Below are 17,630 nucleotides of genomic sequence, written 5' to 3'. Positions count from 1 at the left end.
ATTAAGATGTCTATTGCAACAGCAAAACTCTTTTGGAGCGGACATTCTCAAGCAATTCGCTTACCACGCTTATTCCGATTAGAAGGCTCAGAAGTACGCATTGAAAAACAAGGCAATCGTTTAATTATTGAACCTATCGAAAATGACTGGGATTTTTTAGATAAATTACAATCTGTTGATGATGATTTTGTTCAAGCAACAAAATCGGTGCGACAAACTGTAGCACAAGAACGTGATTGGAGTGAGATTGAATGAAATTTTTATTAGATACTAATGCAGTTATCGCTATTCTTAATAAAAAGAGTAATTTTATCGCCAAACTTAAACAGTATCGTCCGGCAGACTTTGGTATTCCGGCTATCGTGCTTTTTGAACTCTACTATGGTGCAGAAAAAAGCCAACGGACAGAGGAAAATTTGGCGAATATTGAGCGTTTACCCTTTGAGATTGTGCCATTTTCTGCTATCGATGCACGATTATGCGGAAAAATTCGTGCTGATCTTGAAAAAATAGGAAAGCCTATTGGAGCATATGATGTTCAAATTGCAGCTCAAGCAAAAAGCCGGAATTTAACGTTAATTACTCATAATGTAAAAGAATTTCAACGTGTTGATGATTTGGCTATTCAGGATTGGGAAGTATAAATCGCCGAATAAATGACTAATTGATGTGTTTTGCACGCACCAATTTCCCCGTAGGGGCTAATCACATTAGCCCCAATATAATAGAGAGAAAAGAAAATGACAAAGAAAATATTGTTTTTAAACCACGAAATGGTAATAGGTGGTGCTGAAGGTATTTTGATTAACTATCTGAATATTGCAGCAAGCAACCCTAACTATGAAGTGCATCTAGCCTTATTTCAGTCTATTGAAAAACAAAATATAGATAGAATAGATCCTCGAGTTGATATTGAATATTTAGTTACACCAGCAGAAGATCAATTCGCTCGTTATACCTATTGGAAAACACAAGATCAGAATATTTTAGAAAAAGATAAACATTATTATCGTTCTTGGCATGATTATATTGTTAATGAGAGACAAGAACGCTTATTGAATAAAATTAACAAAGAAAATTATGATGTAATTATTGATTTTCTAAATACCTTTGGTTATTTCCTAAAAAAAGAGTTTTTAGATAAAATTAAGAAGCCATCTATTTATTGGATCCACGCTTCAAGAGATTTTGATATATGGTTATCAAAAAAAGAGTATTATAAAAGTGTTTTATCGCATCATTCTTTATTTGTATCTATCTGTGAAGATATGAAAAGAAAAAGTGATATAATTTTAAAAAATGAATTAGATTTGCAAGAGAAAGAAACTATCAATATTTTTAATCCAGTAAATATTCCTGAAGTGATTGAAATGTCTAATCAAGAACCTTTAGAGGGAGATCAAAAGTTATTAGATGATGATTTTATTTTACAAGTAGCTAGATTGTATAATGCCAATAAAAACCATACAAAAATGATTGATATTTTTTACAAGTTAAAACAAAAAGGTATTAAAGAAAAATTATATATTATTGGAGATGGTCCAAGTAGAAAAGAATTAGAAGATAAAATTAAAGAATTAGGTTTGGAAAATGAATGTTTATTGCTAGGTAGTCGAATTAACCCTTTCCCATTTATGAAACGTGCTAAATTATTTCTTCATACTTCAAACTTTGAAGGACTACCTACCGTATTTATTGAAAGCATGATTTGTGGAACACCTGTGGTTGCCTTTAATTGCCCAACCGGTCCGAGAGAGATTTTAGCCGATGGCAAATATGGCGAATTAATTCCAATGGGTGATGAAGATTTATTTGTTGAAAAAACCTATGAATTATTAACCAATGAAGAAAAACGCCAACATTTTATTTCGTTATTACCGCAATCTTATCAGCGTTTTAGTATGGAAAAAATCAGTGAACAATTTTTCCAATTAATTGAAGATGTAACTAGAAAATAATTTATTTTAGGGTATAAAAATGACAAAGAATAAAACATTTTGTCTTGTTATGATCGTTCGTAATGAAGCAAAAGTTATTGAACGTTGTTTAAATCGAGTAAAAGATCATATTGATTATTGGGTTATTGTTGATACGGGTTCTGATGATAATACCCCTGAATTAATTCAACAAACCTTAGCAGGAATTCCCGGTGAATTACATCATAAACCTTGGGTAAACTTTGGTGTTAATAGAACGGAAAGTTTGCAATTAGCAAAAGGAAAAGCTGATTATTTATTATTATGTGATGCTGATGAGCAAATTATTTTTGCTGATGATTTTGACAAAAATAGTTGTAATGAAGATATTTATTTAGTGGAATATACTGGTAGCACGACATATTCAGTTCCTTATTTAATCAAAGGCGATATAAATTGGCGTTATGTAGGTGTAACTCACGAATATTTAGATACGGATAAACCGGTAAATCGAGTGAAAATTCAGGGTATTTCTATTTTAGATTTAAAAGATGGTGGATTTAAACAAGATAAATATGAACGAGATATTCGTTTATTAGAACAGGGTTTAATTGATGAGCCGAATAATGCACGCTATAAATTTTATTTAGCTAATTCTTATCGAGATATTGAAAATTATAAAAAAGCCGCCGAATGGTATTTAAAACGCATTGAAGCAGGCGGTTGGATTGAAGAAGTTACTTGCGCTTATGAAAATTTAGGCAAATGTTACGAAGAATTAGGCGACAAACAGACCGCACTTCATTATTGGCTGTTAGGTTATGATTACAATCCAAACCGTGCAGAGTGTTTATATAACGCTGTGCGTTTATTGCGCTGCGATGGCAAAACCCGTTTAGGTTATCAATTGGGCTTAATTGCGAAAAATATGCCCTACCCTAAAAATGATATTTTATTTGTAAAATCAGATATTTATCATTATTGGATTTATTACGAACTCTCTATTTGCACCTGCTATGTCGGCGATTTTAAATTAGGCTATGAATGTTGCGAAAAAGTGCTATTAACCGATCCACACAATGATATTATCGTGGGCACAACCATCAATAATCTTCAATTTTACAAACAAGAAGCGGTTAATTTCCGTGAAAATCTTGCAAAAGTGATTGGGATCATTGAGGATTATTTGGTGCGTTTTCCACAATCGCCGGAAGGTTATCGGGAAACGTTGGGGTATTTGAAACATATTTTAGATTGCTGATAACGTTCATTTTTAAGAAACCGAGCACAAGCCGTACTAGGTTGGTCGGTCTGGGGCGAAAGATATTTCGCCCGTACAGGTGATAAAAATTAAAAATCCCATTCCATCATCGCAACGGACATACGCAGTATGTCCCTACCGTCCTAAAAAACATATAATTTCTGACTATATCTTGATCTTGTAGCAACTGTGTTCACACACAAAAGTCGTAGGGCTTTAGCCCATCATTCACCTCATTCACAGCCCCAACGGGGCTGATTTATGCGTAACCCGGTATGGCTTTGCCATGCTGGGATTTGAATAATCTGTGGTAGGGTGGGCATTCTTGCCCACCGAAAAAAATATTGGTGTAAATGGTGGGCAGGAATGCCCACCCTACTTATCTGCCCAAAAACGCAAATACGGCGCGGGATTTGTGGGCTTTAATATGAATATTTTACCTACAACGTCCCCCACACCAACATAAACAGAAAGAGTGCAGAGACCACAAATTCAATGAATCCCACTTGTTTTACAGATAATTTAAAGTGCGGTAAAAATACAGCGCGTAGTAAAGGGGGCAGAAACACCCATGCTAATGCGTTATTTTGCCATGGCAGAAAAATCGCCACACAAGCGCAATGAAAAAGAATGGATGCTCGGTAATAACGGGGATTTTTGCGTTCGCGTAGCATTGATTTAACATAGAGTGTGACGCCAATGAAGAATAAGGTTGGGAGATATGCCACTTGCCACATGAGCCAATCCAAGCGGTTTGTGGAGAAATAATAGGCACCCATGCCAGCCAGCGCAAAAATCAAGATGCCCGCTAAGTCATTGAGCATGGCGCGTTCATTTTTGGTTCGGGTAAAGTGAATTGATATTGCCATAAAAGGTAACATGGCGAGGCCGAAAAAGATAACGTGCCGGTTGAACCATAAAACAGGGAGAGAAAAGACCGCACTTGCGCCGGCGTAAATGGCTGTCCAGCGACGATAGATTTGTTTGTCTTTCAGTTGGGGTTTGAATAGGTTGAGTAATGGATAGCTCATTAAATAGAGCGAAAACCAAGCAAAGAATAAAAAAAGATGCGCCCAGACCGGGTTGCCTAATAATACGCCATAGCAAAACGGGAGCAATGCCATTACAATAGCGCCATATTGATTGGAAATCAGTAATTTCATGGGAAAATGCTTTTGATATAAGGTGTTTTCATTGTATTTAATCGACAAAATTAGTCAATTATTAGGAGATAAAAATGGCAAATATTCAGCGTTTTCATGTGAGTGGGCGTTATTGTGAAGTGGCAATTCATCATCATATTGCGTATTTTGCCGGGCAAGTCCCTGAAAACACCCCGAATGGTACAGCCTTTGAGCAAACGCAAGATGTGTTAAATTTAATTGATAAACTCTTGGCAGAAATTGGGTCTCATAAAGCGAATATTTTGAGTGCGCAAATTTTTCTTGCGGATATGGCGGATTATGCGGAGATGAACCGTGCTTGGGATGCGTGGGTGGACAAGGAAAATGCCCCTTGTCGCGCTTGTGTCGAAGCGAAGTTGGCATTGCCTGAATGGAAGGTGGAAATTGTCATTACAGCGGCGATGGAATAGATGCGGTATTATCTAGGATCTGTTTATCCCCGCCCGTAAGCCCTGATATTCGAACAAGATTTGGGCGGGGATAAACCCCGCCCCTACATAAATCTTCCTAAAATTGACTTTTGTGCAACTGCCGCATAACACCGAACTACTCTGCCCTTTTCTCGTTTTGATGATGCCGTTACCTTACACAGGGCGGATGCTTTCCATATCTAACTTGGCATCAAACGCCTGCTGTAACAGTCGTAATGACTTATCTTCTTGTAAATCTAAACGCGCCTGATCGCTTAATTCTTGATAAATCTGACGGCGATGATCTAAAGGGGTAAATAGGTTTTCGTCATCATTAAGCTCAATATCAATGGTGATGTCTGTTTGATAAAACTCACTGAGTTTTTGCTGTAGAACTTCCAGTGATTTTTCGCGAATTAAATGCTGTTGATTTGAACGCAGCCCTAATTTGATATGCTGTGTATCTTTATTTAATAACACGGAATTTAGTACCACTTGTTTGACTAACTTCAAATTGTCTAAATCTAAGGCTTCAATGGTTTTTGCCCATTCATCGCGTTCCGTAGAAAGTTGAATGACTTTTTCAATTAACTCCGGCGTTTTTTCCTGCAAAATCGCTTGTTTAATATCCGATGGGCGAATACCGATTTCCGTATTAGCTAATTCCGGATTGCGCCATTCCCATTGATAACTTTCGTCATTCGCACTGCTCTCTTCATCATCCGCATTGTCTGAGTTTTCGGTTTCTGTCGCTGGGGTTTCCGTTGGTGATGTGGTTGTTAGGGTTGCCAAACGTTCAATTAAATCCGTTTTGCCTTTATTTTTGGGACGCGCTGCAATAATGGGTAATTCTTTTAAGCCGTTGTTTTCACTGAGATTAGTGTTTTTTTTTTCGCTGGATGTCGATTGCCCGAGACTTGCACGTAAACGCTCAATTTGATCCATGGCATTTAAGGCAGCTGTCGAAGTTGGCGATGTGGTTGTGGGTGTGGTTGTGGCTGGCATCTCAAAGCCCTGAGCAGGCTGAGCAGTCGGTTGTTGCTGCGCTTTATATTGCGAGCTAATCACCTGCGAATACACAGGCATTTGAACCACTTTTTCTGTTTTTTGCACCGCACTTTCTGACGCTTGGGTAGAAAGTGTTGATGAGATTAATTTGGGATGAAAGGCTAAGGCACGCAATAAGGTCATCTCTGCCCCAACGCGCGGATTCGGCGCAAATGCCAGTTCTTTACGCCCTGTCACCATAGTTTGATAGAAGAATTGCACATCTTCCGGCGCAATATGGCGGGCTAAAAATCCCAGTTGGCTGTCTTCATCAATACGATTAGGCAACAATTGGAGCATGGCGATTTGATGTAATTGTTCCCCCAATTCCACCAATAATTCATCCCAATTTGCCCCTTTTTCTGCTACGGCTTGCACAAGCTGCATCAATTTATCGCCATTCCCTTGTTGTAACGCATACAAGATCTCAATGGACTGATTTTCGTCCAACAAGCCTAACATGGTGTTCACAATATCAAGGGTGATATTCGCATTTGACATGGCAATTGCCTGATCCGTTAAGCTTAAACTATCGCGGATACTGCCTTGTGCGGCTTTGGCTAATTTATCAAGTGCGGTCAATTCAAAGGGAATTTTTTCTTGTTCAAGAATATGCGCCAAATGATGGCTAATAGATTTGGTATCTAACGCCTTCAAATGGAACTGCATGCAGCGAGATAAGATGGTAATCGGTAATTTTTGCGGATCCGTGGTTGCCAATAAAAACTTGACGTATTCAGGCGGCTCTTCCAAGGTTTTTAATAGCGCATTGAAAGAGTGACGAGACAGCATATGGACTTCGTCAATCAAATAAACCTTATAACGCCCTTGTACCGGCTTGTATTGCACGTTATCTAATAATTCGCGTGTGTCTTCGACTTTTGTACGCGAAGCGGCATCAATTTCGATCAGATCGATAAAATGCCCTTCTTCAATGGCTTTACAATGCTCACATTCGCCACAAGGCTCTGCGGTTACGCCATGTACACAATTTAGCCCTTTCGCAAATAAACGCGCAATGGAGGTTTTTCCCACGCCACGGGTGCCTGAAAATAAATAAGCGTGATGCAAACGTTTTTCCTTTAGACTATTCGCCAACGCGGTCAGGATATGCGCCTGTCCGACAACATCGCTAAAGGTTTTTGGTCGCCATTTTCTAGCTAAAACTTGATAACTCACGCTTAATTTTTCCTATTCAAAAGGATTAGTGGCCGTCAAAATCCACTAAGGTAAAAGGCTCTACACCTAATTGACGTAAACGCGCTTCACCGCCTAAATCAGGCAAACTGATAACAAATGCCGCATGTTTCACTTCGCCGCCCAAACGATTGACCAGTTTGATACAGGCTTCCACTGTACCGCCTGTTGCTAATAAATCATCAATGATTAATACATTGTCGCCGGCTGAAATCGCATCAGCGTGGATTTCCAATTTATCTTCACCGTATTCTAATTGATATTCTTGCGAAATTACTTCACGCGGTAATTTACCCGGTTTACGCACGAGAATAAAAGGCAAACCAAGCGCTACTGCTACTGGCGCACCAAAGATAAAACCACGGGATTCTGTGCCGATAATTTTCGTGATACCTTGATCTTTAAATTGCTCTGCGATCAAATTTACTGTGGCGCAAAAAGCTTCAGGCACTTCAGTAAGACTCGTAATATCACGGAATAAAATCCCTTCTTTTGGATAATTCGGGATAGATTTAATGGAATTTTTAATGAGTTCTAATTGTTTATTCATAATTACACATCAAAAGTGCGGTCAAATTTAGGAAATATTGACCAAAATTAATTAGAGCCGAATTCTAGCATAACTAACGATAAATATCTTCACCGTTTTTTCGGGTTTTTAAAATCTGTAAAATCCAAACATATTGCTTCGGATCGGGCGTCACAAAACTTTCTATTTCCGCGTTCATCGCGCGCGCGGATAATGCGGGTTCATTCGGTAAATTCATCGGTGGATGAATTTCCATTTCGTATTTTCCACGCTCAGCGTTATAGCGTGGAAACATCGGAATCACCACCGCTTTTGACAATTTTGCCAATTTATTTAACCCGGGTAAGGTGGCTTTGTAGGTGGCAAAAAAATCTACAAACTCACTGGCTTCTGCACCAAAATCTTCATCAGGCAAGTAATAGCCCATATCGCCACTGCGTACCATGGAAATAAAAGGTTTAATGCCATTTTGACGGGCATGCATTTTGCCGCCAAAGCGTTCACGCGCGGCTGTCCACAACCAGTCAATCAGCGGATTCCGTTGGGGATTAAACATGGATGTCATCGGCATACCATGGGTATGTAAAATAATGCCTGAAGCATCAATCGCCCAGCCGTGGGGCACCATTAAGATAATATTATGCCCGGCAGCTTTGGCTTGCTGAATATGTTCAATGCCCATAAATTCGCTGCGACTTTGTAAGCGTTTTTTAGAACGTACCGCAATTTCACCGAATCCCAACAATACTTGCGCGGCACATTGGTACATTTCCACAATTGTTTGTTCGCGTTTTTCTTCTGACCAATGGGGAAAACACGCACGTAAGTTAATTTCTGCGCGGCGGCGAGAGCGCGATTGGCGTTTCGCAATCAACCGTCCGATTGCGGCAGCCATTTTGTCCCTTAAACGAAATGGCACAAAAGCCAACACAATTAAAAGCCCAACCGCAAGCCAAATTCCCCAAAATTTAGGGTGCAAAAATGACCATAAAAAGCGCGGTTCATATCCTACTTGCCAGGTATAACGTTTACTTCTTTCTTCAGACATTACTGAAACCAACCTTGTTCATATGCCATTTTGGCTGTCATTAAAAATGACATAATAACCACCATTGGACGAATTAATGTTTTGCCTTTGCTTAGCACCATTTTAGCCCCAAAATGCGCGCCCAACACTTGTCCGCACAACATTGCCAATCCTAAACTCCACATAATTTGCCCCCCAATCAAAAAGCAAATCAAGGAAGCAATATTGGAAGTAAAATTCAACACTTTGGCATGCGCCGTGGCTTTTGTGAGATTAAAGCCCAACAAGGTAATAAACACCAAGCTTAAAATGGATCCTGTTCCCGGCCCGAAAAAACCATCGTAAAAACCAATAGCAAATGCGGCGGTGACTGCAAATACTACTAAGGTTAAGCGTTGACGGCGATCTTCTTCACCCAATTGTGGCGTAAATAAAAAATATAAACCAATAGCCAACACCAAAAACGGAATGGCTTTTTTGATCAATGAGCTATCCACCATTTGAATAAGCACCGTGCCAATCACCGCGCCCACAAAGGTACACAGCAAGACAAACCACATTTGGCGCAAATCCACGGCTTTTTGGCGAATAAAATACAAGCTCGCCGAAAACGAGCCACCACAAGCTTGCAACTTGTTGGTTCCCAGTGCCATGGCCGGCGGCATACCGGTCATTAACAAGGCAGGAATAGTAATTAAACCACCACCGCCTGCCAAGGCATCAATAAAGCCTGCCACAGCGGCTACGGCAAATAACATTAAAATTAATTCAATACTCATTTCCACCGCACTTTCCTTATTTAGTTACGCTTTTGTGATGAAATAATTTGCTGACACATAACAGGTTCCGGCGGTGGCGTTTTTTTCACCGTTGTACCCGGTGCTTTTGGTTCAAACCAAGAATATAACTCGTCACCACAACCGTCCCCCATGGGCACCGGCTCTTGTGATTCGCAATAAGGCGCGCCTTGAGGACAGGCTAAACGTACGTGAAAATGGCTATCATGCCCCCACCAAGGACGAATTTTGCGTAGCCAACTACGATCCGTCTGTTCTGTCTGGCAAAGTTTCACCTTAATTGCAGGATTAACAAAAATACGTGTCACCTGTGGGTCTTGCGCGGCTAACTTAATCAAATTAAAGTGGTTATTGTTCCAAATCTTGTCATCCACTCGTTGTGCGGCGCGATTTACCACCAGTAGCCCTTTGCCATCCGAATTTTCTGCGTCTTCTGCCGACATTTCGCCCATTCTGAGCCAAATATCCGCATCTAAGCCCATTTGATGACTGGCGTGACCTGAAGCAAAACGTCCACCGGCAGGCATAGAAATATCGCCGATTAACATGCTCGGCATACCGGCTTCTTTCACTTTTTTGCCTAAACGTTTTAAATAGTTGATGACATCAGGATGCCCGTAATAGCGATTTTTGTTCATACGAATAACCTGATACCCATCGCCTTTCGCAGGCATAGCTTCCGCACTCAAAATACAACCGTTACTATAAGAACCAATAGGCTCCGCTTCCCCATTCTGACTAGCTATCGGAGAACGAATTGCCTGCCAATCCGCAGGCGCAGCCATTGTAGTCAAAGACATAAAAACAGTTGAAAAAACAACCGCACTTAGACTTTTTTTCATATTCATCTTATTCGTTTCTCTTTATACTTATTTGCATTGTGCTTTAAAGCGTAATAAATGATCCAATAACACAATAGCAACCATGGCTTCCGCGATTGGCACGGCACGAATACCCACACAAGGATCATGACGACCTTTGGTAATTAATTCCACTGGTTCATTATTGACATTTACGGTTCTACCCGGAATCGTAATGCTTGAAGTCGGTTTTAAAGCAATCGTTGCAATAATAGGTTGTCCATTGCTGATCCCCCCTAGAATGCCACCTGCATGATTTGATAGAAAACCCTCTGGCGTCATTTCATCACGATGTTCCGTGCCTTTTTGTGTCACGACATCAAATCCATCGCCAATTTCTACCGCTTTTACCGCATTAATGCCCATTAAGGCATGAGCCAGATCCGCATCTAAGCGATCGAAAACAGGTTCACCTAAACCGACAGGCACATTCTCCGCCACTACGGTTAATTTTGCGCCAATAGAATTACCTTCCTTCTTCAACGCGCGAATTAAATCATCAAATTTTTCCACCGCACTTGGATCCGGGCAAAAGAAAGGATTGCTCGCCACTTGTGCCCAGTCAATTTTAGTGACATCCGCCACCGTTTGTGGGTCGATTTTCGCCTCCCCAATTTGGCTCAAATATCCACGGACTTCGATACCAAATTGCTCACGCAAATATTTTTTCGCAATCGCTCCAGCCGCCACACGCATTGCAGTTTCGCGTGCTGATGAACGACCGCCGCCGCGATAATCACGAATACCGTATTTTTGTTGGTAAGTATAATCCGCATGACCGGGGCGGAATTTGTCCATAATATCGCCGTAATCTTTTGAACGCTGATCCGCATTTTTGATGATTAAGCCAATACTCGTTCCCGTTGTTTTACCTTCAAACACCCCGGACAAAATCTGCACTTCGTCATCTTCTCGGCGCGGTGTCGTAAACTGTGACGTGCCGGGTTTACGGCGATCCAAATCGGGTTGAATATCCGCTTCCGTTAACGCCATATTAGGTGGTACACCATCAACAATACAACCTAATGCAATCCCATGTGACTCACCAAAAGTCGTTACACGAAAAAGTTGTCCAATACTATTTCCAGCCATGTTACTTCCTTACGCTAATTTTTCTGAACCCACTTTAAATTCTTCCTGGGTTGCAGTGTTTTTAATAAATACATCTAATTGATTGAACGCAATTTCAATATTATGTTCCGCAAATAACTCATTAATACGGCGGTTAAGCGCATCAATGGTACGTGTTCGATCTGAGATTTGTCCTACGTAAACACGCAATTCATGATCCAGTGTACTTGCCCCAAAGGTCAAGAAATAAGCGGCAGGTGCAGGATCTTTTAACACTTTCTCATTTTCCGCAGCGGCTTGTAACAGCAAGCGTCTGGTTAATTCTAAATCTGAACCATAAGCCACGCCAACGCTAATCACCAAACGCGTCATTGAGCTGGTTAATGCCCAGTTTACAATTCGCTCCGTCACAAACGCTTTATTCGGGACAATCACTTCTTTTTTATCAAAATCTAACAAGGTTGTCGCGCGAATTTGGATTTTTGAAATCGTCCCTGTAAATTCACCAATGGTCACTTGGTCACCAATACGTACCGGACGCTCAAAGAGAATAATAATCCCCGAGACAAAGTTTGCAAAGATTTCTTGCATACCAAAACCCAGCCCCACGGAAAGTGCGGCGAATAACCATTGCAATTTAGACCATGACATACCTAAAGAACCAAAGGCAAGCATACCGCCTAAGGCAATAATGCCGTAAGTCAATAAGGTGGTAATGGTATAAGGCGTGCCTTGCGAAAGTTTTACATTTGAAAACACCAGCACTTCCAGCACACCGCCAATGTTACGCACCAAAACCACCGTGACGGTTAAAATCACAATCGCAATCAGCAAGTTCAGCAAGGTAACCGCTTCCATGGTTGTGCCGGCTTCTGTTGTCACACTCTGTTGCCACAAGGTAATGCCATCTAAATAAAAGGCAACGGTTAACAAATCCTGCCAAACCCAATATAGCATAGCAAACAGGCCGATCCACAACACAAAATCCACCATACGAAGGACTTGGGCTTTGACATCATTGATCGTCAGACTTTCATTTTGTTGTTGTAATTCTTTAACAATTTCCACCGCCGTTTCTTCTGCGCCCGCTTCTTTTTCGGCGTCCGCTTTGGCTTGTAACTGTTCGCGTTTTTCACGTAAACGCTTAGCGGCTAAACGGCGTGCGGATACTTCAAATCCGCGGTAAACCAACGCGCGTAAAATAATCCATGTGGTAATGGCAAAATAAGTGGCAACGAAATGTTCGATTAAAACTAATGCAGTGTAGTAGTAACCACTCAGAATTAATACAATTAATGCAATGGGCACAAATAATAAAATAATGCGCAATACGCTCAGCATAAAACTGCTTTTCTTCGCGACACCTTGGTACTTTTCAATTGCCTTACGCATTTCCGGCGTGACCATAAAAATCATCAACAACAGCATCCCTACTGCCATTAGCTGACCAATCATATCGTAAGCCACACCCGTTTCAAGATTGGTAAAAATAGATGCATTGAGCATCAGTGCCAAAATCCAACCTGATTTTTTCAAAATACGGCGGAAATTCTCATTACTTTCTTTAGGCATTTTGAAATGGCGATAAGCAATGCCATTAGGACGCAATAACGCCATCATAAAGGCAAAATACCACCAGTAACCGGCCATTTTTAATCCCCAACGCCATACGGTTGTGGGTTCTTGAAAGCAGATATAGGTAATAACAATAAAGACCGTTAAGAAAATAAAGGTTGTCGGCAAACTTAGAATTAACGTCCAGAAAATCGCTGCCGGCGTGTGCCAATGGCTTTCTGTGTCTAAGGTTTTCATTTTATTGTTAATATCGGTAAGCCGTTTTTTGATATTTTCTTTTTGGCGTGAAATCAACCAAGTTAGAATGAGCAAACCGCTAACAAGAAACGCCGCTAAAGGCAGATTGTCGCGCCAATTAGAAACATCAAATTGTTTGCTAATCAAACGCAATTGCCAACCAAAACGCGCGGGAAAATCTTCCACCCATTTCAAGCTAATTTCATCATTACTTTTAACCCAGAAACTCTGTTGCTGTAATTTACTTTGTAAAGTATCACTAATTGTCTGCACTTGTTGTTGGTTAAGTTCGATATTAATCGCTAAATTAAGCTGATCATTCATCGTCTTAACATAATCAGTGAGCATTTTATTGCGCTCTTGCAGAATGGATGTCAGTTGTGATTTTTCTTTGCTCGTAAAGGTCACCTTGTCCGTTTTTTCCATTTCGGCGATATAACCATCCACGTCCGTGGTTTTATCTTTAAACTCGGTGACATCAAAAATTTTCACCCGCAAATCTGAAATTTGTTTGGATAAACCTTTTACCATTTCATCTTGCGGTAGCAATTGTTTTTGTTTATTGATAATACGCGAAAGCACCAACGTCCCTTGTAAAGCACTGATCTGCTCTTCAATGGTTCGCTGAGTTTGCTGTAAATTATCCAGCGCAGTTTTTATGCGTAAATTATCCTGAGAAAGGGCATTTAATTGGGTGGTTTGTTCCACTAAATTTTCAGAAATACGGGTATTGAATTCCAATTCACGTTGAATACTTGGGTTCGTGGTTTCGGCATTTTGTTGCACTTCCGTGGCTTGTCTTGCTTGGTTTTGGCTTTCTTCTAATTTTTTGTTGTTAATCGCCGTTTGCAACGCGGTAAGTTCTTGTTGCGCTTGGGCTTGCGCCAAATTTTTTTCATCCACTTGCGCTGAATACAATGTGGTCAATTGTTCATTCGATGACAACGCCAATTGATTATAAGCATTATTCGCCGCCAAATATTCCAATTCAACTTGTAGCTTCGTTTTTCGTGAAGGAATGGTCTCATTGGAAACTAACGCCGTATTGATTTCCTGCGTTCTGGTCGCATTGGCTGTCAACGCCGCTTGAACCCGTTCAGGCACACTTTTTTGATTGGATAATTGCCCATTAAGTGCGGTTAAATTCTCTTGTATTTTAGTCAGCCCATCCTGCGCATCCAACAGTTTGGTTTGCAAATCCGTTAAGGATAATTTAGCCAACTCAGCCTGCAACTGCTCTGGCGATTTTTCACGGTTTCTCAAACGATCCAAATTGTCTTGGCTCGCTTTCAGTTGTGCAGGAGCACTATCAATGGTTTTGCTTAGCGCGTCCGTTTCATTTTTTTGCTTAGCCAAGGCCTCCAACAACGCTAACGTGTCTTCATAATTTTTGGCTATCGCTTTATTGGCATCATTTTGTTCTGCTTTTTTCGCTTTATCCAACTCCGTTTGGATGGCTTTCGCTGACGGCAAATCCGCCGCCATAGCCATGGTTGATACAGTGAAAATCAAACTTAAAAATAAAAATATCGTTCGCATGCTATTGTCCTATATTCTGTTTTACTTGTTGCATTAACTCAGCGCGTGAAATTTTAATTTGCCCGCGCTCTTGTGGATGTAATGGAAAATAAGCCACAGGTTGCTTAAATTTCTCAATTTTATCAGACAACCAAATACGTAAATTTTCCACCGCACTTTCACTAAAATCTGCTAAAAATTCAACAAATGCCACGGGGCGTTGACCAAATTCCGGATCATCTTTAGGCACCACATAAACTTGGTTAACACTATAATGTTGAAGCAAAATGTTTTCTATTTCTTCAGGTTGAATATTTTCCCCGCCGGAAATAAACATATTATCCTTGCGCCCACAAATTACTAAATTCTCGCCGTCCCAGTTAGCCAGATCTTTTGTTTGGAACCAACCTTGCTCATTGACAAAAAGCGCTCGTTCGCCATCGATAAAATAACCTCGCCCCATGCCGGCACCGCGCAACCAAATTTCACCGTCAACAATCATAAATTCTCGTCCGCTCAACGGCTTGCCTACGCCTAATTTGCCATCACATTGTTTGGCAAATACCGTGGATGCCATTTCGGTCATGCCATAACCCACATAAACCTTAATTCCTAACGCTGTCAATTTTTGGGTTAATTCTGTAGAAATAGCCGCACCGCCCAATAAAATAGACTGAATACCTACCGCACTTAAGTTCGAATGATGAATAAACTCAAGCAATCGCCACGCCTGAGTGGGCACTAACGAAAGATGTGATGAGAGCAAGCAATCTTCATAAAACTGCTGACCGCCCAAATGCAATTCCGCCCCTTGTAATAACCAACGCCACACAATGCCTTGACCGGAAACATGGTATAAGGGCAACGATAACAACCATGAATGTTGTGCCGTAAAATCCATCAACTCACAAACACCTTGCGCATTGTCAAGGTGAGCGGAAATTTCGTGAATAACCGATTTCGGCAACCCTGTTGAACCTGAGGTTAAGGTAAAGGTTCTCGCATACTCAAGGGCAATATTGACAGGATTTAATTCGATATCATCTGATTTTGCGCCGCTTTCAAAGGTCATCATAGGAATACTGATGCGTTCCCCTGAGAAAAAAGGAACGAATTCAGGTTGTTCATGAGATAAATCAATCAATAATTCCACCTGATTTGCTTGGCAAAGTGCGGTGGATTTTTCCCGAGAAAATGCAGGATTTAAACCCAACACCCGCATACCTAAAGATAGAGCCGCCAAATAGAAGGCTAAATAATCAAGGCTATTTCGACCTTGCAGTGCAATAATTGATGTCAATCCCACTTGATTTTCACGCAATTGTTGCGCGTAAGTGATGATGAGCCTATTTAGTTCTGTCCAGGTAAAAACAGCGCCCTGCGAAAAATCTCGCAAGGCGATGTCATTAGGTTTGGTTTTTGCGTGTTGTTGCCAAATAAACATATTAATTTGTCACAAAATAGTTGCGAACATCGTCAATCAGGCTTTCAGGCAAATGCATTTCGCGCATCACGCCTTCAAGCATAATCATCTTACGTCCGCTGTTGTTGTTAGTAATCACCCAATACGGTGTATCCGGAATTTGTTTTGGTTTGGTGTGGTTTCCTGACGCGAGCAAGGTGGCTTCATCTCGCGCAAAATAAACTCGAGTTCGACCTTGCACTTGTTCGCTTTCAATGGCAACTGCAAAGCTCTCGGGATTGGTTCGATAAAGTGCGGTTAAAATACTTAAAAATCGCACTACCGCTTTGGTTTCTTCTTGAAACGAAGCGGATGCTAATAAATTTTGTACTTTTTCCGTTAATTTTTGAATAGCTTGTTCCGGCTGTTTTTTCACACTCGATTTTGTTATTTCAGCAGATACCGGCGCGGAAACAATCGTATTTTTTTCGGCGCGATCAGTTAGAGACGGTTCAATATTTTCTGACGCAGAGAGCGATAACTGTAAATCCAGTGAGTTAGAATTCAAGCTAGATGCAGACAAATTTAAAAGTCGGCGTAAAATATCAGAAGCACTTTCTCCGATTGATTGAGTTTTGCTTGCAATAAATTGATACAGTTCTTCATCCACTTCAATAATTTTCATTTTATTCCCCTTTTCTACTTGATCTGCCACAAGATTTTTCGCATTATACCCACATATTTTGAAAAACGCTATTAAAAAATACAGTATATTATGACTTTAAATTATCAGTTCCAACCGTCAGAACAAGGCTCATCAAAACCCACTTTAGTTTTTTTACACGGGCTTTTTGGCGATTTAAATAATCTCGGTGTCATTGCTCGTGCATTTAGTGAACAATACGCTATTTTACGCGTTGATCTTCGTAACCATGGGCAAAGCTTTCATTGTGATGAAATGAATTATTCCCTTATGGCGCAAGATCTTATTGAATTACTGACACATTTATCCATTCATCAGGCAATTCTTATCGGTCATTCCATGGGCGGAAAAACAGCAATGACCGCCGCCGCACTGCGCCCTGATTTAGTGGATAAGTTAGTGGTTATTGATATTGCACCGGTGGATTACAACATTGTGCGTTCTCACAATGAACACGCACAAGAATTTGCCGCGCTTTATGCAGTAAAACAGGCCAATTGCCAAACACGCCAAGAAGCTAAACCCATTTTAGAAAAATACATCAAAGAACCTGCCACTATCCAATTTTTACTCAAGGCATTTGATGCACAACAACAAGATAAAACACGTTTTAATTTAACCGCACTTGAGCAAAATTATTCTCATCTTATGGGCTGGAATTCGCTGTATTACGATAAACCGACCTTATTTATTAAAGGCGGGCAATCCGATTACATTTTAACGGATTACACAGCACAAATTCTTCGCCAATTCCCCAAAGCCACTTCTTTCACAATAGAAAGCGCGCAACACTGGGTTCATGCAGAAAAACCTGAGCTTGTTATTCGCGCGATAACAAGATTTCTTCAATCAAATTAATCATGGTTTAGTGTTTTAATCAAAAGGGAATTATGCTA

General features: G+C 40.6%; 16 protein-coding genes. 6 read left to right on the top strand and 10 right to left on the bottom strand.

The window, feature by feature from the left end:
- Positions 1-6: 6 nt before the first annotated feature.
- The 4 genes from E7T07_RS02985 (at position 7) to E7T07_RS02970 (ending at position 3,177) form a co-directional block, all read left to right on the top strand.
- Entirely contained in the window at positions 7-255 is a 249-nt protein-coding gene (locus E7T07_RS02985) for an antitoxin (RefSeq protein WP_210403506.1), read from the top strand.
- The gene (locus E7T07_RS02980) at positions 252-644 is read left to right on the top strand and encodes a type II toxin-antitoxin system VapC family toxin (protein WP_135709447.1); all 393 of its coding nucleotides are present in this window, start codon (positions 252-254) and stop codon (positions 642-644) included. Before E7T07_RS02985 ends, E7T07_RS02980 begins: the two co-directional genes overlap by 4 nt.
- A 96-nt stretch (positions 645-740) precedes the next feature.
- Positions 741-1,958, top strand: coding sequence for a glycosyltransferase (locus tag E7T07_RS11070; protein WP_135709446.1), 1,218 nt, complete (start codon positions 741-743; stop codon positions 1,956-1,958).
- A 19-nt stretch (positions 1,959-1,977) separates the two neighbouring features.
- Positions 1,978-3,177 carry a glycosyltransferase gene (locus E7T07_RS02970; protein WP_135709445.1) on the top strand — a complete coding sequence of 400 codons (1,200 nt, stop codon included), beginning with the start codon at positions 1,978-1,980 and terminating at the stop codon, positions 3,175-3,177.
- Between the two features lie 440 nt (positions 3,178-3,617).
- On the opposite strand, the gene E7T07_RS02965 is transcribed toward E7T07_RS02970, so the two are convergent.
- Positions 3,618-4,340 (bottom strand): YwiC-like family protein, encoded by a 723-nt coding sequence (locus E7T07_RS02965; RefSeq protein WP_135709444.1) that lies wholly within the window; start codon positions 4,338-4,340, stop codon positions 3,618-3,620.
- A gap of 74 nt (positions 4,341-4,414) precedes the next feature.
- On the opposite strand from E7T07_RS02965, the gene E7T07_RS02960 reads away from it, so the two are divergent.
- Entirely contained in the window at positions 4,415-4,771 is a 357-nt protein-coding gene (locus tag E7T07_RS02960) for a RidA family protein (RefSeq protein ID WP_135709443.1), read from the top strand.
- A gap of 174 nt (positions 4,772-4,945) precedes the next feature.
- On the opposite strand, the gene dnaX is transcribed toward E7T07_RS02960, so the two are convergent.
- The 9 genes from dnaX to seqA all read right to left on the bottom strand — a co-directional run bounded on the left by dnaX (position 4,946) and on the right by seqA (position 16,716).
- Positions 4,946-6,997: a DNA polymerase III subunit gamma/tau gene (gene dnaX, locus E7T07_RS02955; protein ID WP_135709442.1), complete on the bottom strand. Its 2,052-nt coding sequence runs from the start codon at positions 6,995-6,997 to the stop codon at positions 4,946-4,948.
- A gap of 25 nt (positions 6,998-7,022) precedes the next feature.
- On the bottom strand, positions 7,023-7,565 hold the full coding sequence (apt, locus tag E7T07_RS02950; protein ID WP_135709441.1) for an adenine phosphoribosyltransferase: 543 nt from the start codon (positions 7,563-7,565) through the stop codon (positions 7,023-7,025).
- Between the two features lie 73 nt (positions 7,566-7,638).
- Positions 7,639-8,592 (bottom strand): lauroyl-Kdo(2)-lipid IV(A) myristoyltransferase, encoded by a 954-nt coding sequence (lpxM, locus tag E7T07_RS02945; protein WP_135709440.1) that lies wholly within the window; start codon positions 8,590-8,592, stop codon positions 7,639-7,641.
- Complete coding sequence (locus E7T07_RS02940; RefSeq protein WP_407706965.1) at positions 8,592-9,350, bottom strand: TSUP family transporter; 759 nt, start codon at positions 9,348-9,350, stop codon at positions 8,592-8,594. Before E7T07_RS02940 ends, lpxM begins: the two co-directional genes overlap by 1 nt.
- 20 nt (positions 9,351-9,370) lie before the next feature.
- A complete protein-coding gene (gene mepA, locus E7T07_RS02935; RefSeq protein WP_135709573.1) occupies positions 9,371-10,210 on the bottom strand; it encodes a penicillin-insensitive murein endopeptidase in 840 nt (279 codons plus the stop codon).
- A gap of 27 nt (positions 10,211-10,237) precedes the next feature.
- Positions 10,238-11,320 carry a chorismate synthase gene (aroC, locus tag E7T07_RS02930; protein ID WP_135709438.1) on the bottom strand — a complete coding sequence of 361 codons (1,083 nt, stop codon included), beginning with the start codon at positions 11,318-11,320 and terminating at the stop codon, positions 10,238-10,240.
- A 9-nt stretch (positions 11,321-11,329) separates the two neighbouring features.
- Positions 11,330-14,650 (bottom strand): mechanosensitive channel MscK, encoded by a 3,321-nt coding sequence (gene mscK / locus E7T07_RS02925; protein WP_135709437.1) that lies wholly within the window; start codon positions 14,648-14,650, stop codon positions 11,330-11,332.
- 1 nt (position 14,651) lies between these two features.
- A complete protein-coding gene (gene menE / locus E7T07_RS02920; protein WP_135709436.1) occupies positions 14,652-16,073 on the bottom strand; it encodes an o-succinylbenzoate--CoA ligase in 1,422 nt (473 codons plus the stop codon).
- Between the two features lies 1 nt (position 16,074).
- Positions 16,075-16,716, bottom strand: a complete 642-nt coding sequence (gene seqA / locus E7T07_RS02915; RefSeq protein WP_135709435.1) for a replication initiation negative regulator SeqA — start codon at positions 16,714-16,716, stop codon at positions 16,075-16,077.
- A 90-nt stretch (positions 16,717-16,806) separates the two neighbouring features.
- On the opposite strand from seqA, the gene E7T07_RS02910 reads away from it, so the two are divergent.
- Positions 16,807-17,592, top strand: a complete 786-nt coding sequence (locus E7T07_RS02910; protein ID WP_135709434.1) for an alpha/beta fold hydrolase — start codon at positions 16,807-16,809, stop codon at positions 17,590-17,592.
- Positions 17,593-17,630: the final 38 nt, after the last annotated feature.

Source organism: Actinobacillus porcinus (genome assembly GCF_901764995.1).
GTDB classification, from domain to species: Bacteria; Pseudomonadota; Gammaproteobacteria; order Enterobacterales; family Pasteurellaceae; genus Exercitatus; species Exercitatus porcinus.
This window is presented reverse-complemented; position numbering and strand designations above follow the sequence as displayed.